Below are 24,138 nucleotides of genomic sequence, written 5' to 3'. Positions count from 1 at the left end.
GTACGGTCGTTCGGGCCGCGATGTACCCCGTTATGTACCCTTCACGAGCGCACAAAGCACCTCTGCCGGGCGGTAGATTTCCGGGAATTCCCGGCGGCGGAGCAGGAGTTGGACGCCGGAGGCCCGGACGGACCGGGTTCGGGGCTCGGGCCGGGGAGTCAGGGGCCGGGGCTCGGGCCGGGGAGTCAGGGGATGACGACGACGGGGCGCTGGGCGCGCCGGGCCAGCCGCCCCGCGACCGAGCCGAAGATCCGCCCGACGATGCCGTGGGTGGAGCCGACCACGATGGCGTCGGCCGAGTACTCCCGGCCGACCTCCTCCAGCTCGTGGCAGATGTCGCCGCCGCGTTCCACCAGGATCCAGGGGACCTCGGCCAGATAGTCGGCGCAGGCCAGCTCCAGACCGAGGACCTCGGTCCGGTGATCGGGTACGTCGACGAAGACGGGCGGCTCGCAGCCGGCCCAGACGGTCGTCGGCAGCCGGTTGGCGACATGCACGATGATCAGCCCGGAACCGGAGCGTACGGCCATCCCGATCGCATAGGCGAGCGCCCGCTCACTGGAGGTCGATCCGTCGAAGCCGACGACGACGCCGTGCCGGAACGCCGGATCGCACGAAGGGCGCGTTTCTTCCGCCGCTCGCAGATCCGACAAGGGGTCGGCTACCTGCTTGCGGTCAGCGGGTTCGGGGATCTCGTGACCGGCCATCGGTGTCTCGGCGAAGAACGTCCTCTGCGGGAACGGGGGGAGGGGAGAACAACAGGACAGACTGTGCGGTGCTGTGTCCGGGAATCATCTTCCCTGGCCCATACCCGTAAGGGTACGGCGACACTCCTCTCCTGCCCAGAGGCCGCCGCCCCAACCGGGCGTCCCCCGGAGCATGCCTGAGGCCGTCCCCGTTGGCAATGCCGTGTGGCGTCTACAGCCGACCGGAAGCCGCCGTACGCCCACCCGGGCCCGGACCACCTGCGACGGGGCACGGGCCGGACCGCCGGGACCGGGACGGCGCACGGACGGCGGGGCGCTTTCGATCCGGCCGCGCGCTCCGGAATCCGTCGTATCCCAGGTCACGGACCGGAGCGCACGGCGTACGGTCCGCTCCCGTTCGGCCGCGGCCCGTGCGGGTCGAGGCACCGAGTGCCGCAGTGACCGGAAGGCTGCGGTCCTCGTTGGCTCCTCGGACACCCCCGCCGCTCCCGCCGTCCGGAGGAAGCCTTTCGTGCCGACGCACCCGTCCGCCGCCGGGCGGACCGCCTCCCCGGCCCCGCCGGAATCCCCGCCCCCTCCGTGCTTCGCGGATCCGCCGGCGCACCCGCCGCCCGCCACCGGCCCCGGCCGCGGTCCCGGCCGTACGGACTCCCCCGCCGCACCAGGCGCACCAGACGACCCCCATACCTCCGGCGCATCCGACACCCCTTACGCCACGGGCGTCCCGGGCTCCGCCGAGGCGGCGGACGACGTCGTCCGGTGGGCCGCCTTCAGCTGTCTGCTCGTACCCGTGGTCCTCGTCGGCTACGGCGCCTCCGTCGGCGGGGCCGCCGCTGCCGCCCTCGGCCTGGCCGCGGTCACCGCCGCCTGCCGGGTACTGCTGCGCCGTTCCGAGCGCAATGCCTCACGGCCCCGCCCCGGGGCGGCCGGGGAGCACCGCGCGCACCCGGCGCACGAGGTGGGTACGGGGGCTCGCCGGGAGACCGGGGGCGCCTTCGGCCGTCCCTCGGGAGAGTGAGCGGGATCCGGCCCGTTCCCGTCGCCGTACCCGTATGATTTCAGCCAAGTTCGCGCAGGCGTACATCCCTTGGGGAAATGGCCTGGCAACCCCCTTGTCAGCAGGCAGGAAAGGGTCTTCGGCAAGATGCGCACCCTACGGGGACGGGCCATGCACGACGGGCCCACTTCCCTGCGCGGCTTGCAGATGGAACGCTTCGTGATCGAATGCTTCGCGCCAAGTTGCCCGACAGACATAGCGGGGCATGCCGAACCTGTCTCGTCGGCATCACGGGACGCAGTAGATTCGATCATGAGTATCGAAGGCTCGGGTACTCGCGCAAAACCGAGGGGAACAGTGCAGAAGCGAACGGCCCGGAAAGAACGGGGAGACGCGAACACCGAGGGGGGCTTAGCGTCATGAGTCAGGACTCCGCCGCACCGGAGGCAGCACGAAAGCTCTCCGGGCGCCGGCGCCGGGAAGTCGTCGCGGTACTGCTGTTCAGCGGCGGCCCCATCTTCGAGAGTTCCATACCGCTCTCGGTGTTCGGTATCGACCGCCAGGACGCCGGAGTACCCCGCTACCGACTGCTCGTCTGCGCAGGCGAGGAAGGACCGCTGCGGACCACCGGCGGCCTCGAACTCACCGCGCCGTACGGGCTGGAAGCGATCAGCCGGGCGGGGACCGTGGTGGTGCCCGCATGGCGCTCCATCACATCACCGCCACCGCCCGAGGCGCTCGACGCGCTGCGCCGCGCCCACGAGGAGGGCGCCCGGATCGTCGGACTGTGCACGGGGGCGTTCGTGCTCGCCGCGGCCGGTCTGCTGGACGGCCGTCCGGCGACGACGCACTGGATGTACGCGCCGACGCTGGCGAAGCGGTACCCGTCCGTCCATGTCGATCCGCGGGAGCTCTTCGTCGACGACGGCGATGTGCTCACTTCGGCCGGAACGGCCGCCGGAATCGATCTGTGTTTGCACATCGTGCGCACCGACCACGGTACGGAAGCGGCCGGGGCACTCGCCCGCAGGCTGGTCGTTCCGCCCCGGCGCAGCGGTGGGCAGGAGCGCTATCTGGACAGGTCTTTACCAGAGGAAATCGGGTCGGACCCGTTGGCCGAGGTCGTCTCGTGGGCGCTGGAGCATCTTCACGAACAGTTCGACGTGGAGACCCTGGCGGCCCGGGCGTACATGAGCCGACGCACGTTCGACCGGCGATTCCGATCCCTGACCGGCAGCGCGCCGCTCCAGTGGCTGATCACCCAGCGGGTCCTCCAGGCCCAGCGGCTGCTGGAGACCTCCGACTACTCGGTGGACGAGGTCGCGGGCCGCTGCGGCTTCCGGTCACCGGTGGCGCTGCGCGGCCACTTCCGGCGCCAGCTGGGGTCCTCCCCGGCCGCCTACCGGGCCGCGTACCGGGTCCGGCGTCCGCAGGGCGAGCCCGCACCGCCGTCGGTGGTGGAGTCGGTGGTCCCGACCCAGGTCAGGCGTGGCCCGGGCGGTCCGCCCGGGCTGCCGCCGGAGCTGGGGAAGCCTCCGCAGGGGGTGTACGCGGCGGGTCCGGGGCGCCCGAGTCTGCCCGGCCAGCGGAGTGCGCCATAAAGTGGACGCATGAACGATCGCATGGTGTGGATCGACTGCGAGATGACCGGGCTCTCGCTGTCCGACGACGCACTCATTGAGGTGGCCGCCCTGGTCACCGACTCGGAACTGAACGTGCTCGGCGACGGGGTGGACATCGTGATCCGCCCGCCGGACGCGGCGCTGGAATCGATGCCCGAGGTGGTGCGGCAGATGCACACCGCCTCGGGCCTCCTCGACGAGCTGGCGGGCGGTACGACGCTGGCCGACGCGGAGGCGCAGGTCCTGGCGTACGTCCGCGAGCATGTGAAGGAGCCGGGGAAGGCCCCGCTGTGCGGGAACTCCGTCGGCACCGACCGGGGCTTCCTCGCCCGGGACATGTCGGCGCTGGAGCAGTACCTCCACTACCGGATCGTGGACGTCTCCTCGGTGAAGGAGCTGGCCCGCCGCTGGTACCCGAGGGCGTACTTCAACAGCCCGGAGAAGAACGGCAACCATCGGGCGCTGGCGGACATCCGTGAGTCCATCGCCGAGCTGCGGTACTACCGCGAGGCGGTCTTCGTACCGCAGCCCGGCCCGGACTCCGACACCGCGAAGACGATCGCCGCGAAGCATGTGGTGAAGGCGGGCTGAGAGGCCCGAGAGCCCTGTTCGGACGGGGTTCGACCGGAGTCGTACCGGGGATGGGAAAACCCTGGCGCGAGCACCCTCCGGAACCCTGTACACTTTTTCTCGGCCGGTCGGAAAAACGACCGGTCATGGTGGGTGTAGCTCAGCTGGCAGAGCACCTGGTTGTGGTCCAGGATGTCGCGGGTTCAAGTCCCGTCACTCACCCTGCAGGGCCCGAGGGCCCCGATCTCCGGATCGGGGCCCTCGGCGTTTTCCGGGGGTCGGCCCCGTCGGCCGGCGAACGGTTCGCGCCGGGCCGCGCGGTTGCCTTCCAGGGTGCGGTCCCATCTGCCGGGAACGGTTCGGGCCGGGCCGCGGGCCGTCCCCGGTTGCCCGCGCAGTTCCCCGCGCCCGTATGCCTTCGGCGACGGGGGATCCCCATCGCCGCCTGAAGCCCCTCCCGGCCTCGCCCTGCCGGAGGTGCCCTCTCGTGGGCTGGGCAGCGGAGGGCGTCAGGGGCGCGGGGAACCGCGCGAGCAACCACCGACGGCGCGCGGCCGGGACTCCGGGGCGAGCCGCCGCGGCGAGGCCCCCCGCACAAGAAGACGCGCGCCCCGGTCGGAGTGTGGGGGGGGTGGGATCCGACCGGGACGCGCGGTGGGGGGTGTGGTGCGATGGTTGTCGAGGGCCGCCGAGGCGGTGCACAGCACGTTACCGGCCCATGAAGAAGAGGAGCGGACATTCCGGGTGGGGACCCGTGTTCTTAGGGCGGCGTTAAGGACCGCATCGGAACCCGTTAACCCGGCGGCCTCACGAGGTCTTCCCAGGGCCCGGAAACCGGCGCCCGGGCGGTGTCTCCGGGGCATCACCCGGGGATCACCCCGCGGCCTCCGCCGCCCGGCGTCCCGGAGCCCGGCACAGTCGTGCGGGGCCGCGTACGGTCCCGTCCACACGTACGGGCGACTCCGGAGCGCGGCGCCCCGCGCGCGCCGGTCAGAAGCCGCCGCGCGCCCTGCGGCCCGCCGGTATCAGGGTACGCGCCCGGCGGTCCGGCACCCGGTGCCCCCTGCGGCGCTCCTCCGGGTCGGCGGCCCGGGTGTCGAGCCCGATCCAGATCCGTACCTCCGTACCTCCGAGCACGGAGCTGCCGATCCGGACGTCGCCGCCGGTGGATTCGGCGACCCGGCGCACGATGTCCAGGCCGAGGCCGGTGGAGCCGTCCCGGGCGCCGTTGTTCCCGCGGACCAGCGCGGCGGCCGGGTCGGCGATCCCGGGGCCCGCGTCGGAGACCAGGACGATCACCGCGTCTTCCCCGTTGTGGACGTCGACGGAGAAGGCGGTGCCCTCGGGGGTGTGCCGGAAGACATTGCCCAGCAGGGCGTCGAGGGCGGCGGCCAGCTCGGGGCGGGCGACCGGGATGCGTACGGGCCGGTCGACACCCGCGACCCGGACCTTGCGGCCCTCGTCCTCGGCGAGCGCCGACCAGAAGTCCATCCGCTCCCTGACCACCTCGGATGCGTCGCAGCCGGCCCCGGCCCCGATCGGGGTGGTCTGCGGCTTCGCCTCACGGGCGGTTCTGATGATGATGTCGACCTCGCGCTCCAGCTGCTCCACGGCGGCCCGGGTCTGTTCGGCGGCGGGTCCGTCGCCGAGGGACGCCGCGTTCAGCCGCAGTACCGTCAGCGGAGTGCGCAGCCGGTGCGAGAGGTCGGCGGCGAGTTCGCGTTCGTTGGCGAGCAGCTGGACCACCTGGTCGGCCATGGCGTTGAAGGCGATCGCGGCGGAGCGCAGTTCGGTGGGGCCCTCCTCGGGGACCCGGGCGCCGAGTTTGCCCTCCCCCAGTTCCCGGGCGCCGCCCGCGAGCCGTTTGGCGGAGCGGACCATCCGGACGCCGAGCCGGTCGGCGACGGCGACGGAGCCGACGATCAGGGCGACCCCGACCCCGGCGAGCATCAGCCAGGCGGTGACGATGTCCCGGCTCATGTCGGGGTTGGGGACGAAGACCTCGACGACGGCGACCTTGCCGTTGCGCAGTACGGTCGGCTGGAGGAGGGCCGTACCGCCGTTCACCTTGGTGGTGGAGACCCGGAGCAGCTGTTGGACGTAGGCGTAGTCGGCCCGTCCGGCGCGCGGGGTGCCGATGTCCACGGCGGCCTCGGCCCCGTCGGCCGGGACGTGGATGGAGAGCTCGCCGGAGGTGCCCGCGGTGGTGGCCAGCAGGGCGATCTCCAGCGGGGCCCGCTCGGTGGTGATGGACAGGGTCGGGGCGATGGCGGCGGCCTGGCGCTCGGCGTTGGAGAGCGCCCTGTCCCGCGCCATCTCTTTGATCACGAGCCCCAGTGGTACGGCGAAGGCGACGACGACCATCGTGGTGACGGCCAGTGCGACCTTGACCAGCGCCCATCTCATCTCTGATGACCTCGTTGGTGTTCCGTTTGTCCAGTGGGGGGTTCGAGCTTGACTCCGACTCCGCGGAGCGTGTGCAGATAGCGCGGCCGGGCGGCGGTCTCTCCGAGTTTCCGTCGCAGCCAGCTCAGATGGACGTCGATGGTCTGGTCGTCGCCGTAGCTCTGCTGCCAGACCTCGGCGAGCAGTTCCTTGCGCGGGACGACGACACCGGGGCGGCCGGCGAGAAAGGTCAGCAGATCGAACTCTCGGCGGGTCAGATCGAGGGGGGAGCCGTCGAGTTCGGCCTGGCGGCGCAAGGGGTCGATGGAGAGTCCGCCGACCTGGATCACCCGTGAAGGCGGGGCTTCTCCGACGGTGGCGCGGGATCGCCGCAGCACCGCAGCCATCCTCGCGGACAGATGCTCCACGGAGAAGGGCTTGGTGAGATAGTCGTCGGCGCCGTCGTTGAGAAGCCGGACGATCTCGCTCTCGTCGTCCCTGGCGGTGGCGATGATCACGGGTACGTCGGTGATTCCGCGGAGCATCTTCAGCGCCTCCGACCCGTCGAGGTCGGGCAGGCCGAGGTCGAGAATGACCACGTCGAACCGGAAATGAGCAACCTCACGCAGCGCCTCCAGGGCCGTACCGACACTCCGGACCGTGTGGGACGCCTCGGTCAGGTGCCGGATCAGGGCGGAGCGTACGAACTGGTCGTCCTCGACCACGAGCACACTTGCCATGGGCGGCACCGTACGCCATCCGGAGTACCCCGGTCCCGGCACGTAGTGCCTCTCGCGCCACTCCGCCGCGGGCGGGCGAGGAGTTGGCGGGATCCGGTGATCCGGAGCCGGGTCATCCCTTTGGGGACACGAGCGGGGTAGGTGGTGCAGTATGGCCCCGATGCGTAGAGGACTTGTACATGCCATGGCGTGGACGCTGTCCACCGGGGCGGCGGTGACGTTGTCGTGGTGGGGCGTCCACACCGTGATGTCGGGAACCGCGTACGACCGGCCGGTCGCCGTACCGATCAACGCCGGCGAGGACCCGACCACCCAGGCGAAGCCGAGGGTCTCCGAGACCCATCGGCCGCCTTCGCGTACCGCCGATCCGCCGACGAAGACGGTGGACTCGCCGGGCACCCGTACCCCCGGCCGTGAATCGGTCTCCGACGGCGGGGAGGACACGACGCCCGGACCGGCGACGGACCGGCCGACCCAGGGCGCCCCTGAGCCCGGGGCCACCGAGGAGCCGGTGGACTCCGATCCGACGGGGAATCTGAAGGGCGTGACGGTCGACGGCGGCCGGGTGGTGTTCGACATGGGCCCGGCGTCGGCGGAGTTGGTGACGGCGACGCCCAACGAGGGCTGGCGGATGCAGATCTGGCCCGAGTCCACCTATATCCGGGTGACGTTCACCAGTGACGAGCGGGAGATCTCGGTCTTCGCCATCTGGAACGGGCACCCGCCGAGGATCGACCAGGACGAGCGCCCGGCGCCGTAGGCCCCGTCCGGGCGAACGGTGTCCGGGGAACGGGCACGCCCGGATCGCGTCCGGATCGTGTCGGGCTCGCATACGGCTCGCGTACGGCTCGCGTCAGGTGAAGGTGCCCGGGGGCGGCGGCGGGGACGGGCGGGCCTCGGCGTCGGTGACGGGGAGCGCGCCGCCGGTGAAGTCGGCGAGGGTACGGCCGTGTTCGACCCGGCCCGGATGGGGATCGCCCGCCACCCTGCGGGTCAGTTCGGCGACCGGCAGCGGGACGGCGGCGCCGACCAGGATCGCGTTTCCGAAGAGCCGCCCGCGCAGTACGGCCGGATCGGCGGCGAGGGCCAGTTCGGGGAAGACCTCGGCCGCCGTGGCGATCTGGCCGCGCAGATGGGCCAGCGGGGCGCCGTCGGTGATGTTGGCCGCGTACCAGCCGTCCGGCGCCAGGACCCGGCGGACCTCCGTCAGGAATTCGACGGTGGTCAGATGGGCCGGGGTGCGCGCCCCGGCGAAGACGTCGGCGATCACCAGATCGACCCGGCCGTCGGGGATCCTGGCCAGGGCGGCGCGGGCGTCGGCGGTCCTGACCCGGATCCGGGCCCTGGGGTCCAGCGGCAGACGGCCGCGGACGAACTCCACCAGCCGTCCGTCGACCTCGGCCACCTGCTGGGTCGAGCGGGGGCGGGTGGCCGCGACGTACCGCGCCAGGGTGAACGCGCCGCCGCCGAGGTGCAGGGCGTGTACGGGCCGCCCGGCCGGGGCGGCGAGATCGGCGACATGGCCGAGTCGCCGCTGGTAGGCGAAGGAGAGCCGCTCGGGGTCGTCGAGGTCCACATGGGACTGCGGGGCGCCGTCGACCAGTAGTTCCCAGGCGCGGGGGCGCTCGGGATCGGGCACCAGTTCGGCCGTACCGCCGTCGACGGGCGCGGTGGCCGGCCCCGGCTCCCCGGGCCCGGCCTCCGTAGCGCCTCTCCGTCTGTTTCTCGCCATCCGGCCATTATCGGCCCCGGACTCCGAAGAAGCGTTTCCTCAGAGGCTTGGGCCCGGATCGCGAGCCGTACGGTACGCGGTGTGCCCGGACGCCGGGCACGGTGGTGGTACGACGGCGGGGGCGCCGTCAGCTACAGCGGTCCACGACCTCGATCAGCCGGGCGGCCTCCCCCAGCGCCTCCCGCAGCACCTCGGGGTCGGTGACCTTCTCGGCCCCCTCGGGCGGCAGCAGCCAGCCGCCGCCGTCCGGCCTCGGGGTCTCGGTACACGCGCTGCCCGGCACGTCCCAGCCGTCGGCGGTGCCGGGCGGGACGAGGAATCCGAGGGTGTCGCAGGCGTTGTCGTGCAGGACCGGGCCGACCGCGGGCGCGGCCGTACGCCGCAGGATGTCCACGGCCTCCAGACCCTGCCGGGTGGGAACGGTCACCAGATCGCACGGCTCGGGAGCGGGGCCGCCAAGGGGCGCGCCGCGACCGCTCGGGGCGCGGTCGGCGGCGGGGTCCGCCGGGTGGTCCAGGGCTCGGTCCGGGGCGCCGCCCCGGCCGCTCTGCCCGGGGCCGCCGGGGCCGTTCCGACGGTCCCGGCCGTCGTGTTCGTCGTAGCCGTCCCGACCGCCGTGACCATCACGTCCGCTCCGTCCGTCACGACCGCCGCGGACACCGCCGACGCTGGGCTCCATGCCGGCTTCCAACAAGAGGATCCCCTCCTCGTACACCACGAGACACGGATTGCGCCTCCAAGGGGTTCAACGCCGGAAAGCGTCAAGGGCTACGGCAACACTCCGCCGCAAAGGATGGCAGTTCATGGCAGATCCGGGGGGAGTTATCCCTTTTGTAGCCAAAGTCCCGGTGAACCGCCCCGCTCAGCCGGTACGTTCGGCTTCGCCGGGAACAACGGTGTACCGAGAGAGGGTCGGCCATGGCGTCGTCGGCGCGGACATCGCGGCAGACCGTACCGGTCCCCAACGACGCCTTCCGGCGGCTGCGCGGCCACCGCTCCCCCGGCGAGTTCGCGGCGGCCGTCCGCAAGGCCGCCCGGGAGATCGGCGAGCAGGTGTCCTGCGACGCCCGGTACATCGGGCGGGTGGAGGCGGGCGAGATCCGCTGCCCGAACTACGCCTACGAGCGGGTGTTCCTGCATATGTTCCCGGGGCTCGGGCTGACGGACCTGGGGTTCACGGCCCGGGAGCAGGTACGGCGCGGCAGGACGGGCCGGTCGTCCCCGGGCACCGGATCTGCCGTCGTCCGGGAACGGGAACGGGAACGGGTGCCGGTGTTGGTGCCGGTGGCAGGGACGGTGTCGGGGCCTGAGGCGGGCGGGAAGGGGGGCGGGGACGGCGGAATCGGCGGTACCACGATCGAACAACGCGAGAACGACGAGGAGAGCGACGTGTTGCGTCGCGCATTCATGACGGGCGGCTCCGCCACGGTGGCGTCCGCGACCTTCGGCCCCGTACTCGGGGCCGTCCTCGGCGCCCTGCCGGAGCAGGGCCCCGTAGCGGCGAAGCGCCGGGTCGGCGAGACCGAGGTCGAGGCGGTCGAGGACGCGGTCCGGCAGATCCGGGTACTGGACGACCGGCACGGCGCCGACGGCCTCTACCAGCGGGCGGCCCAGCCGCTGCGGGCCGCGTACGCCCTGCTGGACTCGGGGGTGACCGCGCACCGCGCGACCGCCGACCGGCTGCACGCGGGCGCGGGCGAACTGGCCATCTCCGTCGGCTGGCTGGCCCATGACTCGGGGCGGCTGGACGACGCCCGCTCCCACTACGCGGAGGCGCTGGCGACCGCCCGGATGTCCGGTGACGCGGGCCTGGAGGCGCACGCCTTCTCCAACGCGTCCTTCCTCGCCCGGGACGCCGGACGCCACCGGGAGGCAGTCCGGTCCGCCCAGGCGGGCGGGCGGGCCGCCGAGGATCTGGGCTCGCCCCGGCTCCGCTCCCTGCTCGCCCTGCGCGAGGCGGGCGGCTGGGCCGGGCTCGGCGACCGCGCGGACTGCGAGCAGTCTTTGGGGCGGGCGCACACCCACTTCGCGGGGGGCGCGACGGACGAGGACCCCGAGTGGATGTCGTTCTTCGGGGAGCCCGAGCTGGAGTTCCTCCAGGCCCAGTGCTGGGCCCGGCTCGGGGACTGGACCCGGGCCATCCACCACGCCCGGCGGGCGGCGGCGGTGGAGGACCACCGCTTCGCCCGCAATCTGGCCCTGTACCGGGCCGAACTGGCCACGTCCCTGGCGCGCTCCGGCGAGTACGAGGAGGCCGCGGCGGCGGGCCGGGACGCGCTGGCCCTGCTGGAGGGGGTCCGCTCGTCCCGGATCCAGTCCATGATCGACATCACGGCGGCACTGCTGTCGCCGCACCGGGCGGCGGAGAGCGTCGGCGCCTTCCTGGAGTACCGGGACGCGCAGGCTCTCCGGGTCTGAAGGATCCGGCGGAGGTACGGGGCGGGCGCGCGGTGGCGGACCGGCCGCCCCGGCCCTGGCGGAGACCCGTGCCCGGGTCAGGGCGACCAGGTCACCCGGTGGTTGGAGAGATGCTCCCAGGTGGTCATCATCGCCTCCCAGCCGTCCGGGAACTTGACCGTGACACCCAGCTGCACGGGCTCGGTGGAGGGGTGGGCGTCGAGGAGTTCCGGTACGCCCGCCCGGCAGACCACCACACACGCGTGCCGGTGGCGCGACGCCAGTACGCAGAGCCTGCCCGTCTCCAGATGGAACGCCGTGGCGTCCGGGCGGCCCGACAGCGGATGGAGCACCACCGTCAGATCGAACTCCCGGCCCTGGAGCCGGTTCGCCGTGTCCACGGTCACATCGTGGACCCCGAGTTCGGCGAGGGCCGCCCGGACGGCCGCCGCCTGGTCCCGGTGGGCCGTACCGACCGCGATCCGGTCCGCCGTCACCGGAGTCGGCTCCGCCCCCGCCACGGCCGTCGCCGCGCCCCCTCGGTCCAGCACCCTGCGGACCACCAGGGCCACGGCCCGTACCGCCTCCGGGTCCGTCCGGGGCGTCAGCCTCGGCGGCAGCTCCAGCAGCCCCCAGCCGGACGCCGCGGCCTCGTCCACGACCCGGTCGCAGGCCGAACCGTCGGAGGGGACGCCGAAGGTCAGCAGCCGGTCCCCGTGGTCCGTACCGCTGCGGAAGGGGGCGTACGGATAGAACGCGTCGGAGACCAGCGGCGCGGCGGACGCGGGCAGCCGCCAGGACACCGGGAGCCGGTGCTGGGGCAGCTCGGGATTGTGCGAGAGCAGGGTGGAGACGGCGCTCGCCGACGGGTCGTACGACAGCCCGGCCCACTGGTCGGCGCCGACGATGGAGAACGGGTCCAACTGGCCCGGATCGCCCACGAACAGGGCCCGCTCGAAGAGTCCGGCGACGGCGAGCAGCGCGTCCGAGCGCATCTGGTACGCCTCGTCCACGATGGCGTGCCGCCAGGGTTCGACCCCGCGTACATGGCCCCACTTCGCGGCCGTGGAGATCACCACGGCCAGCCCGGCGAGATCGCCCGCCTTCGCGGACTTCCGTACGGACGGAAGGCCGTCGAGCGCCTTGTCGTACGGATCGGGGTCATTGCTGTGGAGCCGTCCGACGGGCAGGTCGGGGTCCTTCTCGGCGAGCCGCAGCACCAGATCGTCGACCTGCGCGTTGGTCTGGGCGATGACCATCAGGGGGCGGCCGGCGGCGGCCAGTTCGCGGGCGGCGCGGACCACGAGGGTGGACTTGCCCGCACCGGGCGGCGAGTCCACGACGACACCCCGGGACGTGCCGTGCAGGGTGTCCGCCAGGATCCGCTCGGTGGCCCGGGCGGCGGCCGCGCCGGGATCGAAGCCGGAGCCGGTATCGGGGCCCGGGCCCGGGCCTGGGGTGATGGTCACAGCAGGTCCTCCGTGGTCACGGGGTCGGGGTCCTCCACCGACGCGGACGGCGGTCCGCCGTGCGTCCACGGGGTGTCCTCGGGTTCGGGCAGCTGCGGCCCGCCCCGCTGATCGTGTTCGAACAGGGTCCAGGCGATCAGATCACCCTTCGCCGGTACGGAACCGGGCGCCGGGTCCTTGGACCGGCCCATCCGGTCCAGCAGCCGCAGCACCAGCGACCCGTCCTCGTCCCGGCCCACCAGCTCGGCCGACTGCGGGCGGCCCTCCAGCGACCGGTAGACCTTGACCCGCTCGCCCAGATGCGGACGGTCGTCGGTCCTGATCGTGACCAGCGGGCGGGGCGACGGGCGCTTCGACTCGGACCAGGCCATCACGGTCTCGGTGACCTCACCGGTGAACGCCTCCCCCGCGAGCCGCCGCCCCGCCAGCACCAGCGGGTCGTCCAGCGCCTCCTGGGCGTCCAGCTCGGCCTGCGCGGTCTCCCGGGTGACCAGCTTGCGGGCGGCCGTCACCGCGTCGTCCCGGCGCGGCTGCGGCGGCTCACCGGCCCTCACCCGGTCCCGGTGACCGGTGAACGACCAGCGGTCGCGGGTCCAGCGGTCCGCCACCCGGGCGCCCTCCGGCAGCTCCCGCAGCAGATCGACGGCGTGCCACACGGCGTGCCAGGTCGGCTCCAGCTGAGTCAGCAGCAGCCGCCGGATCTCCCGCTCGGCGACGGTCAGCTCACCGAACCAGCCCTCGGCGCGCGCCCCCTCCTCGGCGGCGGCCAGCCGCAGCCGGAGCCGGTCGTAGCTCTCCACGGCCGGGGCCAGCAGCCGGTTGTCGAAGACCGGGTCGGTGGCGGGCCCGGCGGGCGGGCACAACAACTGCCCCCGCTCGTCCCGGCCCAGCTCGGCGACGAGCGCCGCGTCCGCCCCCGACCGCCCCTCCGGCGGGGCGATCCAGGCCAGCAGGGCGCCCAGATGCTGATCCTCCAGGGACGACTGGCCCGTCGCCCAGTGCCGGTTCAGCAGATCCGTCGCGGCCAGCAGCAGCGACGAGCCGGGGACCCGGGCGCGCTCCGCGTAATGCGTGAACCAGCGGCCCAGCATCGGCACCCTCGGCGGCGCGGGATACGCCGCCTCCGGGTCCTCCTCGGCGGTACGGCGGAATCGCGTGGAGCGGCCCAGCATCCGTACGTATTCGACGGCGGCGCGGCCCGGGACGAGGATCTGCGGCGCGTCGAGACAGAGCTCCGCCTCCACCTTGGTGCGCTTACCGGTCTCCGGGTCCGTACCCGAGCGCTCGACCGGTTCGACGGCGTCGGCGAACTCCTCCAGATACGGCAGTACGACATCCGCCAGTTCGGCGAGGAAGGCGAACCGGAGGTCCCGGTCCCGGGGCTGCGCGACGGTCAGCAGCCTCGGCGCGTCCCGGTCGGTCCCCACCAGCGCGCCCAGCGGGGCGCCCGCCTCGCCCGCGGTCGTCAACGGCACGAACACGAGGGGCCGCTCGCCGAGATACCGATGCCGCACGGTCGCGGCGGGCTGGGCCCGCCCGGCCTCCAGGGCCTCCAGCCGGGCGAGGGTGGCGATCAGACTCATCGGCCACCGCCGCGAGGGGCTCGCGCCGCGGAAGGGGCGGCCGGGTGGAACGCTTCTCGCGCGCGGGCCGCGCGCAGGAGTCGGCCGCGGGAAGTCGCCCGCGCACCGGTCGCGGCCGGACGAGGCAGCCCTTGCGGGCGGGCAGCGCCGTAGGGCTTGACGCGGGGAGCCGACCGCGCGCCGTCGGTGGCTTGTCGCGCAGTTCCGCCCCCTGTGCCTTCGGCGACGGGGGGAACCCCAGCGCCTCGGCTCTCCGGGCCGGGCCCGCACCGGACAAGGTCTCGGGCCAGTCCGCCGCGTCCCGACCACGCCACGTCGGTGGCTTGTCGCGCAGTTCCCCGCGCCCCTGAAAGCGCCGCCAGGTGGGGTTCGTAGGTCATGCGAGGGCCTCCGTGCGGAGGGCGGCGGCGCGGCGGAGGGCGGCCACCGCGGGGTCCGTGGGGTCACCCGCCGTGCCACGGGCCGCCGCCAGGACCTCGGCGACCGTCGTCAGTCCGCCCAGCTCGCCCCGGACCGACCGGCCCAGCGCCTCGATCGCACCCGCCTCCCGGGCCCGGTCCCGGCAGTGGAAGGCCAGCTCGCACGCGGCCAGACACTCGGGCGCGTACGCCGCCGGGACACAGGCGACGGCCGCCGACAACTCCTCCTGCGGGCGCTCCGGGTCGAACGTCGTCCCCTCCGGGAGCGCCGCCGCGATCTCCTCGACCCGGGTCAGCCTGGCCAGCTGGCGGCGGGTCACGGCGAGCTGCTTGCGGATGTCCACCATCGAACCCGTCGGCAGATTGGAGAAGTCCTTGGGACAGACCAGCAGCACGCTCTCGGCGACCCGCGCCCCCGGCGTGACCACGGCCGTCCGCGCCAGCGCCAGCGCGTACACCGCCGCCTGCCGGGCCGCCGCGCCCACCTTCGCCGCGTCCGCGGAGCCGTCGAGCATCGGGAAGGACTTGATCTCGACCACCGTCCACCCGCCGTCGGGGCCCACGACCACCCCGTCCGGCTCCAGATAGACCGGTGAGCCCGCCACCTCCAGGGCGAGCAGCGGATGCCGCAGCAGGGTCCAGCCGCCCTCCGCCGTGGCCTCGCGCAGTGCCAGCGCCGTACGGGCCGCCCGGCCCTCGGGGCCCGCCGCCGTCAGCTCGGGCAGCCGGAACGCCTCGGCGCCGTCCACCCCGAGCAGCCGCATCAGCTCGGCGCCCCCGTCGGAGACGACCCTCGCCTCGAACGCGTTGCCCCGCATGAAAGCGAACTGGGACTGGCCGAAGGCGGCCGGGGACCCCAGCGCCGCCGCGAGCGCGCCCTTGTCCACCCCGGCGCCGTCCAGCAGCGCACGGCGGGCACAGCCCGGATTGGCCGCGAGGGCCGCCAGGGCGCGGGCGTCGAGCGGCCGGGGCCGGTGCGCCGGGCCGCGCAGCTCGGCGAGCCGCTGCCGCAGCGGCCGCGGCGTCGAAGAGGGCTCGGGCGCCGATGGAGCGGGGCGCCCGGGGCCCGACGGCTCAGACCCGGCCGGATCCCGCGGCGGATCCTGCGGCGGCACCGGACCCGCCCGGCGCGGCGCCGGAGGGGTGGCCCGCGGGGTCCGCGGGACTGCTTGAGGTGTCTGCGGTGCCTGCGGCGGAGGAGGTCCGCTGCCCTGGGATGCGCTCACCCGTCGAAGTGTGGCATCCGCCACCGACAACCGGGGCCACGACCGGAGATCCGGCCACCGCCGTCCGCTCCGTCCCCGCCGTGGTGCCGCCGGCTCCGGTACGTCCCTTGATCCGGTCCCGCACCCGGTCCGCGAACCGCATCGCCGGCTTCGCCAGCAGCAGGCCCAGCATCATCACCGCCACCCCCGCGACCGCGTCGAGGAAGTAGTGGTTGGCCGTGCCCATGACCACGATCACGGTCACGGTGGGGTAGGCCACGCCCAGCGTCCGCGGCAGCGGCGTACGGCCGAAGCGCCAGAGCATCACACCGCACCACAGGGCCCAGCCGACATGCAGGCTCGGCATCGCCGCGTACTGGTTCGTGAAGCCGCCCATCCCGCGCGGCGCGCTGGCCTCCGCGCCCCACCAGCCGTACGAGCTGTACTGCGCCATGGTGTCCACGAAGCCGTACCCGGCGTCCAGCAGCCGGGGCGGGCAGGTCGGCATCAAGGTGAAGCCGACCAGCCCGAGAAGGGTCGACACCATCAGCCAGGTCCGGGCCGCCCGGTACCGCGCGGGACGGCGGCGGAACAACCAGACCAGGACCACGGGCGTGACCAGATAGTGCAGGGACGCGTAGATGAAATCGGCGGGCACGCCGATGATCGCGTTCTCGGTGAAGAGGCGGTTGAGCGGTGTCTCCAGATCCAGAGAGACCGCCTGCTCCGCCCTGAGTATCGCGATGCCGTTGTCGACGGCGGTCGTCACGTCGCCGCGGGCGAGGAGACGGCCCGCCGAATAGGCGACGTACACCAGCGCCAGCAACAGCAGCTCGGGCCACCAGCGCGGCCGGTGAGCCGTGGTGGTGGCCGTGGTGTGCGTCATCCGAACGTTCCCCCTCGTGCGCGTACTCCGGTGAGCCGGAAACCGGCCACCGGCTAACCGTACGGTGTACGGGCCGGTGCCGGGTCGGCGGGTACCGGCCTAGGGATGGACGCGTACGGCGAAGCGCGGGTTGCGTCCGGGACGGGGCTTTCACCCGGGGCGGGCACCGGGCGGCGCGAGGGGGCCGCCAGGGGGCCGCACCGGGCGGGCTCCCAGGTCATATGCCCCGACCATGCATGATGGAGGACCACTGTCCGATCTTCAGGGGGCACCCGCACCATGGCACCGCGCATTCTGCTCGTCCGGCACGGCCAGACCGAATGGTCCCTCTCGGGCAGGCACACCGGCCGTACCGACCTCCCCCTCGTCGAAGAGGGCGAACGCGGCGCCGGACTGCTCGGCGAGCGGCTGCGGCGAGCCCCCTGGAACGGACTGCCGGACGTCGCCGTCCGCACCAGTCCGCTGGCGCGGGCGGCACAAACCTGCGAACTCGCCGGATTCGGCGACCGGGCCGAACCGTGGGACGCGCTGATGGAATGGGACTACGGCGCCTACGAGGGCCTGACCACACCCGAGATCCGCGCCGACGGGCGCCCCGGGTGGGTCATCTGGCGGGACGGCGTCGAAGGCGGCGAGAAGCTCGAGGACGTCGCACGGCGGGCGGACGAGGTCGTCGCGGAGGTCCGCTCCGGCGACCGCGACACGCTCGTCTTCGCCCACGGACACATACTCCGAGTCCTCTGCGCGCGCTGGCTCGGCCTCGACCCGGCCTTCGCGGCCCGGATCGCCCTGGCCCCCGCGTCCCTGTCGGTCCTGGGCTGGGCGTACGGGGACCCGGCGCTGGAGACCTGGAACGACACGGGGCACATGGAGCGCTAGCGCGTAGTCGCCTCCCGCTGTGGGGTGCGCCGCGTCGGGGCGCCTGGTGCCGGGGCTCCCCGCCTCGCGCGGGTCCGTTCGCGCCTCAGGCGCCGGCGGGGCTGAGGGAGATGTGACCGTTGCTCCAGCGGTATGCGGGCGCACTTGTTCTGTGGCGGGAGGGTCGGTGGCCTCCGGGCTCACCTCCTCACGGACGGCGGAAGTGAGGGTCTTCTTCAGGAGACCCGATCTTCTCCGCCGCCCTCCCCCAAAGCTGCCTTTGGGGGGACCCCCAGGGGGCGACCCCGCACCCCCCGACCACGCCGACTGGTCATGCGTCTTTGTGCTGGAGCCCGTCCCGGGGAGGGGAACGGTGCGACCTGGTGTCGGTGGTCCACCCGCGCCCCGGTGGGCCCGTCCTCCTTTACGAGGGCGGCGAGGGGGAGGTGGTCAGGGGCGCGGGGAACTGCGCGACCAGCCACAAGCGGGCCGCAGGCCGCCGGCGGCATCAGGGCGCTGGGCGCGGCCCGGGTCGTGGCGCCCACCCGGAGGGCCGAGGCGCTTCGGCACCCCGGGACGGAATGGGGGGCGGGCTCCCGGGGGAGAATGGGGCGCGGAGTCGGAGTGACCGTGACGAGGAGAAGGACGCCGCCGATGACGGACCCGCGCACCCCGCGCAAGCCCCGCCCCGCCGCTCTGCTGTTCGAGCCCGCGGACGCCGCGGCCGATCCCGAGCGGTTCTTCGATCTGGAGGCGATCGAGGATCCACGCGCGCTGCTGGACCGGGCGACGGAGCTGACCCTGGCGTTCCGGGCGGCGGCGGACCGGGCGGTGGAGTATCAGGCGCTGGCCGCCGCGCAGCTCGCGGATCCCCGGCGGTTCGACCGGCTGACGCCGGGAGACATCGCCGAGCGGGCGGGGTGGACCGAGGACTACGCGCGGAAGATGATCGAGTTCGGGCGCGGGCTGGCCCGGGACGAGGACCGTACCCCGTAGCCGCGGCGGCGGCCGGGGGCGGTACGCCGATTAGCATGGGCCGCCGCGAGGGCGTCAACTCCCCTGGCCGTAGAGCCATTTGCGGGTTTCCGGCCGGTGGGGGCGCCTTCGCGCCTGTTCCATCCGGATCATCTGCACGGCCAGGGGGATCACCAGAGATGAAGTCGAGGATTTTCGCCGTCGGTGCCATCGCGGCGGCGGTCGGCCTGCTGGCGACCGCGAACCCCGCGGTCGCCGCCGGGCGACCGCTGGAGGGCAAGGGCTGGAAGCTTCAGTCCCAGCACCGCGTCACCAGCATCGCGCCCGGCACCGTCTTCACCATCACGTTCACGTCAAACGCGCTCAAGACCAAGTACACGCCGTATCTCACCCGGTCGATCGCCCAGCTCAAGGCCGAGGGTCTGAACATATCCATCGGCGGCGTGACCAATGTCAGTCCCGCGGTGTGCCCCCCGAAGGGAACCGTCCAGTTCGCCGAAGTCTACCGGCCGCTGGGCGGGCAGCCGGGCATGTCCCGCGCCCTGACCTGCTGGACCGGCGACAACGCGGCACGGGGCGGACACGTCCAGATCAACTCGGAGTACTGGACCGGCTGGAATCTGCCCGAGTACATGCTGAACAACGTCTTCCCCCACGAGCTGCTCCATGTCATCGGTCTGGGCCACCCCAACAAGGACCTCAACGGTGACGGCACCGTCGCGGCGGGTGAGTGCGTGGCGACCTCGTACGGCAACAAGCCGGTGATGTGCAGCCCGAACGGCGGCTACAGCACGGCCACCAACCAGGGCAAGCTGGTCGGCTTCGATCTGGCGGGGGTGCGGCGGCTCATCGCCAACGGCTCGATACCGTCCGCCGCCGCCATGCGCGGGACCGGTGCCGCCGACGCGGTGATGGGTCCGGCGACCGGCTGAGCCGCCACCCCCCTGGCATATGCCGGGCGGGCAAGATACCCGGTTTCCCCGCCGCGCGTCCCTGTTTCGCGAACACTCTGGAATCGTGTCGTCACCGCCGGTAGATCTGGAGTCATGAGCGCTTCCACCAGTGCATCGGTACGAGACGGCAGCGGCCCGGCGGTTCCCGGGACGGGCTCCCGGGAGGAGAGCGCCCCGGGGGCGGCGCGGGTGACCGCGGCGGGGGCGGAGTGGCTCGCTTCGGCGGGGCGGGCCGCCCGGGCGGCGGGGGCGCCCTGGGAGCGGCGGCCCGGGCACGGTGCCGTACTGCCGTGCGGGACGCTCTTCGACGTGGTGAGCGCGCCCGCCGTGTTCGGGCGGCTGCTGCTGGACCGGGTGTGGGAGGAGGGCCCGGGGTCGGGTCCGGTGGTGGCGCACCGGGGCCGGATGCTGGTCTTCGCCGCGCCGGGGACGGCGGCCCGGCTGCCCGCCCTGCTGAGCTGGGAGGAGTGGGGGAGCTTCGTACCGCCGCTGATGTATCACGGCACGGGGGACGCGGTGACCGTGCCGCCGGACGACGGGCGGGGGCCGGAGCGGGACGGCGGGCCGGGCGCCACGGCCCCCCGCTGGCTGGTGGCGCCCGGTTCGCGGCATCCCTGGCTGCCGGGGCCCGAGGTGCTGCTCTGGGCCTGTGTACGGGCCGCACGGGCCGCCGGGGCCGCCCCCACGGGCTTCGCCGAGGGCCCGGGCGGACCGATTTTTCCTCGCCCGGATCGTGGTGCTAAGGTCTACGACGTCAGCAGGCGCCGCTAGCTCAGTTGGTTAGAGCAGCTGACTCTTAATCAGCGGGTCCGGGGTTCGAGTCCCTGGCGGCGCACAGACGGATCAAGGCCCCTCGCGGAAGCGGGGGGCCTTGTTCGTGCGCCCGGACGGGGTCAGCCCGCCGCGATGCGGACGTTCCACGCGCCGGTGGCCGTACGGTCCACGACCTCGATCCGGATCCGCTCCCCGGACGCCCCGGAGAGGGTGAAGGTCTCCCCCGCGCCCAGGGGCGCGTCGGCGAGTGCCGGGTAGACGGAGCGGTCCCAGCACGCCTCGGTCTCCGGATGGGTGTCGATCACCTCGACCGGGCCGCGGCCGGAGACGGTGTCGGCGTGGACCCGGTAGAGCAGGACGCCCTCGGCGCAGGTGGTCCGGTCGTTGCCGGCCGCGCCGCGCGCCTCGACGGCGAGGGCGCTGCCGGGTCCGGTACGGACGACCGCGAGCCGGGTGCCGATACCGCCGCCGGGCGCGGGCGCGGCGCCGACCGGGTCGAGGGTGATCAGTTCGGGCCGGGTGACGCAGCGGACGTGCCGGGAGTCGAGCCAGCCGAGTTTCCACTTGTGCCAGGCGAAGAGGTCGGGGGCGAGTCCGAACTGGCTGCCCATGACGTCCCAGTCCCCGACATGGGTGTCCCAGTCGCCCTTGCCGTCGGTGGGCCGGTGGTAGAGGTCGGGCAGGTCGAAGACGTGTCCGGTCTCGTGGGCGAGCACATTGCGGTCGGGCGGGTGCTGTTCGAAGACGGTGACGACCCGCCGCAGTCCGGTGCCGTCGTAGCTCATCGGCTGGTCGAAGTTGACGACCTTGGTGGCGTCGGAGTCGACGCCGGGCGCGTCGGGGTCGGCGACCAGATAGACGATGTCGTAGCGGGAGAAGTCGACGGCGGGGTCGGCCGCCCCGAGGGCGTCCCGGAGGAAGGCGCGGCGCCGGTCGGGGGCCCAGTCGCGCCGTATGGCGTAGGCGGTGGAGTCCCGCGGCATCCGGACCCAGGCGCGCTGGGGGTGGGGGCGGAGGGTGAAGCCGCCGTACGAGGCCCGTTCGAAGAACGCGCTGGTGGCGGGGAAGTGGTCGGCGGCGAGCCGTTCGGGTGTGGTGCGGGGTACGTGGTCAGGGAATGAAAGGAACACCATTACCGCGTCGAGGTCCCGTACCGGCTGGGGGTAGCCGTTGTTCCAGGTGTCGAGGCCCAGAGAGTGGTGGGCGGCCGTGCGGGGCAGGGCGCAGGAGGCGGGTGCGGTCTTCGCCACCGCCGGGCCCGCCACGAGCGAGGTCGCCGCGAGGGCCAGCAGCGATGTGACGGCGGCGGCGAGGGTACGGCCCAGGCCGCGCTCGCCGCCGGGCTCGCCGGGTTCGGCGGGCTCGTCGGGGGTGTCGGGGGTGTCGCGGGGGCCCGGAGGGCCGGGGTGGTCCGGGCCGCCGGTGCCGGACGATCCGTACAGACGCCCGCCCGCCACCCTCCCGGGTGGACCCGTGGGGAACTGCTGACGCGCCACGTCGACCTCCGACCGCGGATGGGAAGACACCTCGACCACTTTGTGATGATTTCTCGGTGTACGACCAGTTCCGGTGCCCCACTCGGGTGACCGGGCCGACACTCGGCCGCAATCGGGCCGATACCGGGCGGGCGGCGCGCGTACCCGGGGTGACACCCCGGGTATCGGATCCGGTCGGGAAGGGATCGGAGGACGGTGGAGAAGTGAACGACATCGGCCAGGCTCGCGCAGAAACGATCTGGCATTGTGCGCCGACGCCAAGCGCCCCGGTGGCGGAGGTGGAACGCCCTATGGAGCAGCCTCTATGATCGGCACACTTTCCCTGGTCCGTTTCTTAACGTTCCTGACCTTTCCTCAACTTTCCATATCTATAACTTGCTTTCCTGGTTTTCCTGGCTTTCAGGTTGTTTTGGATCTCTCTCGCGACCGTTCCACCGGCGGCGCCCCCCGTCCGCCGTGAACGGTCGCCGACTCGTCTGACGTATTCCGACCACATCCACGACACAACTGCACTGCGGGAGTGAAAGCGGTGAGCGGAACCCCCGAAGGAACCGGGTCCGGGCGGGACTATCGGGCCGCGTTCGACGCGGCACACCACCCCATGGCCGTCGTCGGCGCCGACGGTCTGGTCACGGTGGCGAACCCGGCCTTCGCCGGGTTGTTCGGCACCGATCCGGCGGGCCGGCGCGCCGCGGACCTGGCCGGTCTCACGGCCGACCAGGACATCCGGCGGACGTACCGCGACGTACTGGCCGGGCGGGAGCGGCGGCTCTGCTGTACCCGGCGGGTCAAGCGGGCCGACGGCCGGACGTTCTGGGCGGAGATCGTACTGACGCCGCTCCCGGACGGACCGGACGGCGGGGAGCGCGGCGCCCTGCTCTGCGTCACGGACATCAGCGACCGCAGGGAGCTGGGTGCCCGGCTGCGGCATCTGGAGATGCACGACGCGGTGACCCGGCTGCCGAACCGGGCCCTGTTCTTCGAGCGGCTCTCCGCCGCCGTGGAGGCGGCGTCGTACGAGCGGGGCGCGACCGGGCGGATCGGGCTCTGCTATCTCGATCTCGACGGGTTCAAGGCGGTCAACGACACCCTGGGGCACCGGATCGGCGACCGGCTGCTGATCGCGGTGGCGGACCGGCTCACCGAGTGCGCGCGGAACGCCGGTACCGCCCGGGGCGGCGGCCCTCTGGTGGCCCGGCTCGGCGGTGACGAGTTCGCGGTCCTGGTGGAGGAGTCCACGGGGACGGAGCAACTGGCCGATCTCGCCCGGTCGCTGCTGGCCTCGTTGCAGCTCCCGTTCGACATCGACGGGCAGCGGCTCGCGGTGTCGGCGTCGATCGGGGTGGTGGAGCGGTCGGCGGCGGGGACGTCGGCGACCGGTCTGATGCAGGCCGCGGACACGACCTTGTACTGGGCGAAGGAGGACGGGAAGGCCCGCTGGACGCTCTTCGACCCGGAGCGCAACGCGCACCGGATGACCCGGCAGGCGCTCTCCTCGTCGCTCCGGCCCGCCCTGGAGCGGGGCGAGTTCGCGGTCGAGTACCAGCCGCTGGTGGGGCTGGCGGACGGGGTGACGCGCGGTGTGGAGGCCCTGGTCCGGTGGCATCATCCGCGGTTCGGGACCCTGCCGCCGAATCGGTTCATCGGGATCGCCGAGGAGGACGGCTCCATCGTCGAGCTGGGCCGCTGGGTGCTCCGTACGGCCTGCGGTCAGGCCCGGCGCTGGCAGCTCGACCATCCGGGGGCCCGGCCGCTGTTCGTCAGCGTCAATGTGGCCGTACGGCAGGTCTGGGACTCGGACCTGGTGGCCGATGTGGCCCGCACCCTGGAGGAGACCGGGCTCGAACCCCGGCTGCTCCAGCTGGAGCTGACCGAGTCGGCGGTGATGGGCTCGGCGGGGCGGCCGTTGCAGGCGCTCCAGGACCTGAGCGACATGGGCGTCCGGATCGCCATCGACGACTTCGGTACGGGGTACTCGAATCTGGCGTACCTCAGCCGGCTCCCGGTCTCGGCGCTGAAGCTCGACGGGTCCTTCGTCCGGGGCTTCCAGGACGAGGCGCATCCCAATCCGGCCGACGAGACGATCGTGGCGGCGCTGGTGGAGCTGGCGCACCGGCTGGGGCTCACGGTGACGGCGGAGTGCGTGGAGACGGCGGGGCAGGCGGCGCGGCTGCGGCGGATCGGCTGCGACACGGGGCAGGGCTGGCTCTACTCCCGGGCGGTCCCGCCGGAGCGGATCGCGGAGCTGGTGGGGCTGACGGCGCTGCCCGCGTAAGCCGCCGAGGCGTCTGCGGAACGGGGCCGCAATGGGTACCGCCCCCGCCCGGGAAGATCATCCGGGCGGGGGCGGTGTTGTGGGGGGAACACAGT

20 protein-coding genes and 2 tRNA genes are annotated in these 24,138 nt (G+C 73.2%); 12 read left to right on the top strand and 10 right to left on the bottom strand.

Features of this window, described 5'->3' with window-relative positions; all coding sequences use genetic code 11:
• Positions 1 to 185 precede the first annotated feature (185 nt).
• Positions 186 to 707, bottom strand: coding sequence for a universal stress protein (locus ABZ714_RS07225; protein ID WP_358824136.1), 522 nt, complete (start codon positions 705 to 707; stop codon positions 186 to 188).
• Between the two features lie 511 nt (positions 708 to 1,218).
• Between ABZ714_RS07225 and ABZ714_RS07220 the strand changes: the two genes are divergently transcribed.
• The 4 genes from ABZ714_RS07220 to ABZ714_RS07205 all read left to right on the top strand — a co-directional run bounded on the left by ABZ714_RS07220 (position 1,219) and on the right by ABZ714_RS07205 (position 4,118).
• A complete protein-coding gene (locus ABZ714_RS07220) occupies positions 1,219 to 1,725 on the top strand; it encodes a hypothetical protein (protein ID WP_358824135.1) in 507 nt (168 codons plus the stop codon).
• A 398-nt stretch (positions 1,726 to 2,123) separates the two neighbouring features.
• On the top strand, positions 2,124 to 3,305 hold the full coding sequence (locus ABZ714_RS07215) for a helix-turn-helix domain-containing protein (RefSeq protein WP_358824134.1): 1,182 nt from the start codon (positions 2,124 to 2,126) through the stop codon (positions 3,303 to 3,305).
• A 9-nt stretch (positions 3,306 to 3,314) separates the two neighbouring features.
• Entirely contained in the window at positions 3,315 to 3,917 is a 603-nt protein-coding gene (gene orn, locus ABZ714_RS07210) for an oligoribonuclease (protein ID WP_358824133.1), read from the top strand.
• A gap of 128 nt (positions 3,918 to 4,045) precedes the next feature.
• A tRNA-His gene (locus tag ABZ714_RS07205) sits at positions 4,046 to 4,118 on the top strand.
• Positions 4,119 to 4,886: 768 nt separating this feature from the next.
• On the opposite strand, the gene ABZ714_RS07200 is transcribed toward ABZ714_RS07205, so the two are convergent.
• The gene (locus tag ABZ714_RS07200) at positions 4,887 to 6,302 is read right to left on the bottom strand and encodes a HAMP domain-containing sensor histidine kinase (protein WP_358824132.1); all 1,416 of its coding nucleotides are present in this window, start codon (positions 6,300 to 6,302) and stop codon (positions 4,887 to 4,889) included.
• Positions 6,299 to 7,021 carry a response regulator transcription factor gene (locus tag ABZ714_RS07195; protein ID WP_358824131.1) on the bottom strand — a complete coding sequence of 241 codons (723 nt, stop codon included), beginning with the start codon at positions 7,019 to 7,021 and terminating at the stop codon, positions 6,299 to 6,301. Before ABZ714_RS07195 ends, ABZ714_RS07200 begins: the two co-directional genes overlap by 4 nt.
• Before the next feature lie 184 nt (positions 7,022 to 7,205).
• Here ABZ714_RS07195 and ABZ714_RS07190 point away from each other — a divergent pair, with 184 nt between their 5' ends.
• Positions 7,206 to 7,781, top strand: a complete 576-nt coding sequence (locus tag ABZ714_RS07190; RefSeq protein ID WP_358824130.1) for a hypothetical protein — start codon at positions 7,206 to 7,208, stop codon at positions 7,779 to 7,781.
• A 93-nt stretch (positions 7,782 to 7,874) separates the two neighbouring features.
• Here the strand turns inward: ABZ714_RS07190 and ABZ714_RS07185 are convergent, their stop codons facing one another.
• Together ABZ714_RS07185 and ABZ714_RS07180 are read right to left on the bottom strand one after the other, a co-directional pair.
• Positions 7,875 to 8,753 carry a fused MFS/spermidine synthase gene (locus tag ABZ714_RS07185; RefSeq protein WP_358824129.1) on the bottom strand — a complete coding sequence of 293 codons (879 nt, stop codon included), beginning with the start codon at positions 8,751 to 8,753 and terminating at the stop codon, positions 7,875 to 7,877.
• 127 nt (positions 8,754 to 8,880) lie between these two features.
• The gene (locus ABZ714_RS07180) at positions 8,881 to 9,183 is read right to left on the bottom strand and encodes a hypothetical protein (protein WP_358824161.1); all 303 of its coding nucleotides are present in this window, start codon (positions 9,181 to 9,183) and stop codon (positions 8,881 to 8,883) included.
• Positions 9,184 to 9,671: 488 nt separating this feature from the next.
• On the opposite strand from ABZ714_RS07180, the gene ABZ714_RS07175 reads away from it, so the two are divergent.
• Positions 9,672 to 11,171: a tetratricopeptide repeat protein gene (locus tag ABZ714_RS07175; RefSeq protein ID WP_358824128.1), complete on the top strand. Its 1,500-nt coding sequence runs from the start codon at positions 9,672 to 9,674 to the stop codon at positions 11,169 to 11,171.
• A gap of 77 nt (positions 11,172 to 11,248) precedes the next feature.
• Here the strand turns inward: ABZ714_RS07175 and ABZ714_RS07170 are convergent, their stop codons facing one another.
• From ABZ714_RS07170 to ABZ714_RS07155, 4 genes are all read right to left on the bottom strand, one after another.
• Entirely contained in the window at positions 11,249 to 12,619 is a 1,371-nt protein-coding gene (locus tag ABZ714_RS07170) for an AAA family ATPase (RefSeq protein WP_358824127.1), read from the bottom strand.
• Positions 12,616 to 14,202 carry a hypothetical protein gene (locus ABZ714_RS07165; RefSeq protein WP_358824126.1) on the bottom strand — a complete coding sequence of 529 codons (1,587 nt, stop codon included), beginning with the start codon at positions 14,200 to 14,202 and terminating at the stop codon, positions 12,616 to 12,618. The genes ABZ714_RS07170 and ABZ714_RS07165 overlap by 4 nt, the downstream gene beginning before the upstream one ends.
• 376 nt (positions 14,203 to 14,578) lie before the next feature.
• Entirely contained in the window at positions 14,579 to 15,634 is a 1,056-nt protein-coding gene (locus ABZ714_RS07160) for a hypothetical protein (RefSeq protein WP_358824160.1), read from the bottom strand.
• A 61-nt stretch (positions 15,635 to 15,695) separates the two neighbouring features.
• Positions 15,696 to 16,712 (bottom strand): phosphatase PAP2 family protein, encoded by a 1,017-nt coding sequence (locus tag ABZ714_RS07155; protein ID WP_358824125.1) that lies wholly within the window; start codon positions 16,710 to 16,712, stop codon positions 15,696 to 15,698.
• 279 nt (positions 16,713 to 16,991) lie between these two features.
• Between ABZ714_RS07155 and ABZ714_RS07150 the strand changes: the two genes are divergently transcribed.
• The 5 genes from ABZ714_RS07150 to ABZ714_RS07130 all read left to right on the top strand — a co-directional run bounded on the left by ABZ714_RS07150 (position 16,992) and on the right by ABZ714_RS07130 (position 20,333).
• Positions 16,992 to 17,591 (top strand): histidine phosphatase family protein, encoded by a 600-nt coding sequence (locus ABZ714_RS07150; RefSeq protein ID WP_358824124.1) that lies wholly within the window; start codon positions 16,992 to 16,994, stop codon positions 17,589 to 17,591.
• A gap of 633 nt (positions 17,592 to 18,224) precedes the next feature.
• Complete coding sequence (locus tag ABZ714_RS07145) at positions 18,225 to 18,566, top strand: hypothetical protein (RefSeq protein WP_358824123.1); 342 nt, start codon at positions 18,225 to 18,227, stop codon at positions 18,564 to 18,566.
• A 158-nt stretch (positions 18,567 to 18,724) separates the two neighbouring features.
• Entirely contained in the window at positions 18,725 to 19,477 is a 753-nt protein-coding gene (locus ABZ714_RS07140; protein ID WP_358824122.1) for a hypothetical protein, read from the top strand.
• 114 nt (positions 19,478 to 19,591) lie between these two features.
• A complete protein-coding gene (locus tag ABZ714_RS07135; protein WP_358824121.1) occupies positions 19,592 to 20,269 on the top strand; it encodes a hypothetical protein in 678 nt (225 codons plus the stop codon).
• A tRNA-Lys gene (locus ABZ714_RS07130) sits at positions 20,260 to 20,333 on the top strand. Before ABZ714_RS07135 ends, ABZ714_RS07130 begins: the two co-directional genes overlap by 10 nt.
• Positions 20,334 to 20,391: 58 nt before the next feature.
• Here the strand turns inward: ABZ714_RS07130 and ABZ714_RS07125 are convergent.
• On the bottom strand, positions 20,392 to 21,597 hold the full coding sequence (locus ABZ714_RS07125) for a M6 family metalloprotease domain-containing protein (RefSeq protein WP_358824159.1): 1,206 nt from the start codon (positions 21,595 to 21,597) through the stop codon (positions 20,392 to 20,394).
• Positions 21,598 to 22,297: 700 nt separating this feature from the next.
• Here ABZ714_RS07125 and ABZ714_RS07120 point away from each other — a divergent pair.
• The gene (locus ABZ714_RS07120) at positions 22,298 to 24,043 is read left to right on the top strand and encodes an EAL domain-containing protein (protein ID WP_358824120.1); all 1,746 of its coding nucleotides are present in this window, start codon (positions 22,298 to 22,300) and stop codon (positions 24,041 to 24,043) included.
• Positions 24,044 to 24,138 lie beyond the last annotated feature (95 nt).

Source organism: Streptomyces sp. NPDC006798 (assembly GCF_040635975.1).
Classification (GTDB): Bacteria; Actinomycetota; Actinomycetes; order Streptomycetales; family Streptomycetaceae; genus Streptomyces.
This window is presented reverse-complemented; position numbering and strand designations above follow the sequence as displayed.

Coding starts and splice junctions, on each gene's coding strand:
- ABZ714_RS07200 (WP_358824132.1), bottom strand. CDS start 6,302: ATGAGATGGGCGCTGGTCAAGGTCGCACTGGCCGTCACCACGATGGTC.
- ABZ714_RS07135 (WP_358824121.1), top strand. CDS start 19,592: ATGAGCGCTTCCACCAGTGCATCGGTACGAGACGGCAGCGGCCCGGCG.
- ABZ714_RS07215 (WP_358824134.1), top strand. CDS start 2,124: ATGAGTCAGGACTCCGCCGCACCGGAGGCAGCACGAAAGCTCTCCGGG.
- ABZ714_RS07225 (WP_358824136.1), bottom strand. CDS start 707: ATGGCCGGTCACGAGATCCCCGAACCCGCTGACCGCAAGCAGGTAGCC.
- ABZ714_RS07185 (WP_358824129.1), bottom strand. CDS start 8,753: ATGGCGAGAAACAGACGGAGAGGCGCTACGGAGGCCGGGCCCGGGGAG.
- ABZ714_RS07190 (WP_358824130.1), top strand. CDS start 7,206: ATGGCGTGGACGCTGTCCACCGGGGCGGCGGTGACGTTGTCGTGGTGG.
- ABZ714_RS07140 (WP_358824122.1), top strand. CDS start 18,725: ATGAAGTCGAGGATTTTCGCCGTCGGTGCCATCGCGGCGGCGGTCGGC.
- ABZ714_RS07150 (WP_358824124.1), top strand. CDS start 16,992: ATGGCACCGCGCATTCTGCTCGTCCGGCACGGCCAGACCGAATGGTCC.
- orn (WP_358824133.1), top strand. CDS start 3,315: ATGAACGATCGCATGGTGTGGATCGACTGCGAGATGACCGGGCTCTCG.
- ABZ714_RS07195 (WP_358824131.1), bottom strand. CDS start 7,021: ATGGCAAGTGTGCTCGTGGTCGAGGACGACCAGTTCGTACGCTCCGCC.
- ABZ714_RS07145 (WP_358824123.1), top strand. CDS start 18,225: ATGACGGACCCGCGCACCCCGCGCAAGCCCCGCCCCGCCGCTCTGCTG.
- ABZ714_RS07175 (WP_358824128.1), top strand. CDS start 9,672: ATGGCGTCGTCGGCGCGGACATCGCGGCAGACCGTACCGGTCCCCAAC.
- ABZ714_RS07165 (WP_358824126.1), bottom strand. CDS start 14,202: ATGAGTCTGATCGCCACCCTCGCCCGGCTGGAGGCCCTGGAGGCCGGG.
- ABZ714_RS07155 (WP_358824125.1), bottom strand. CDS start 16,712: ATGACGCACACCACGGCCACCACCACGGCTCACCGGCCGCGCTGGTGG.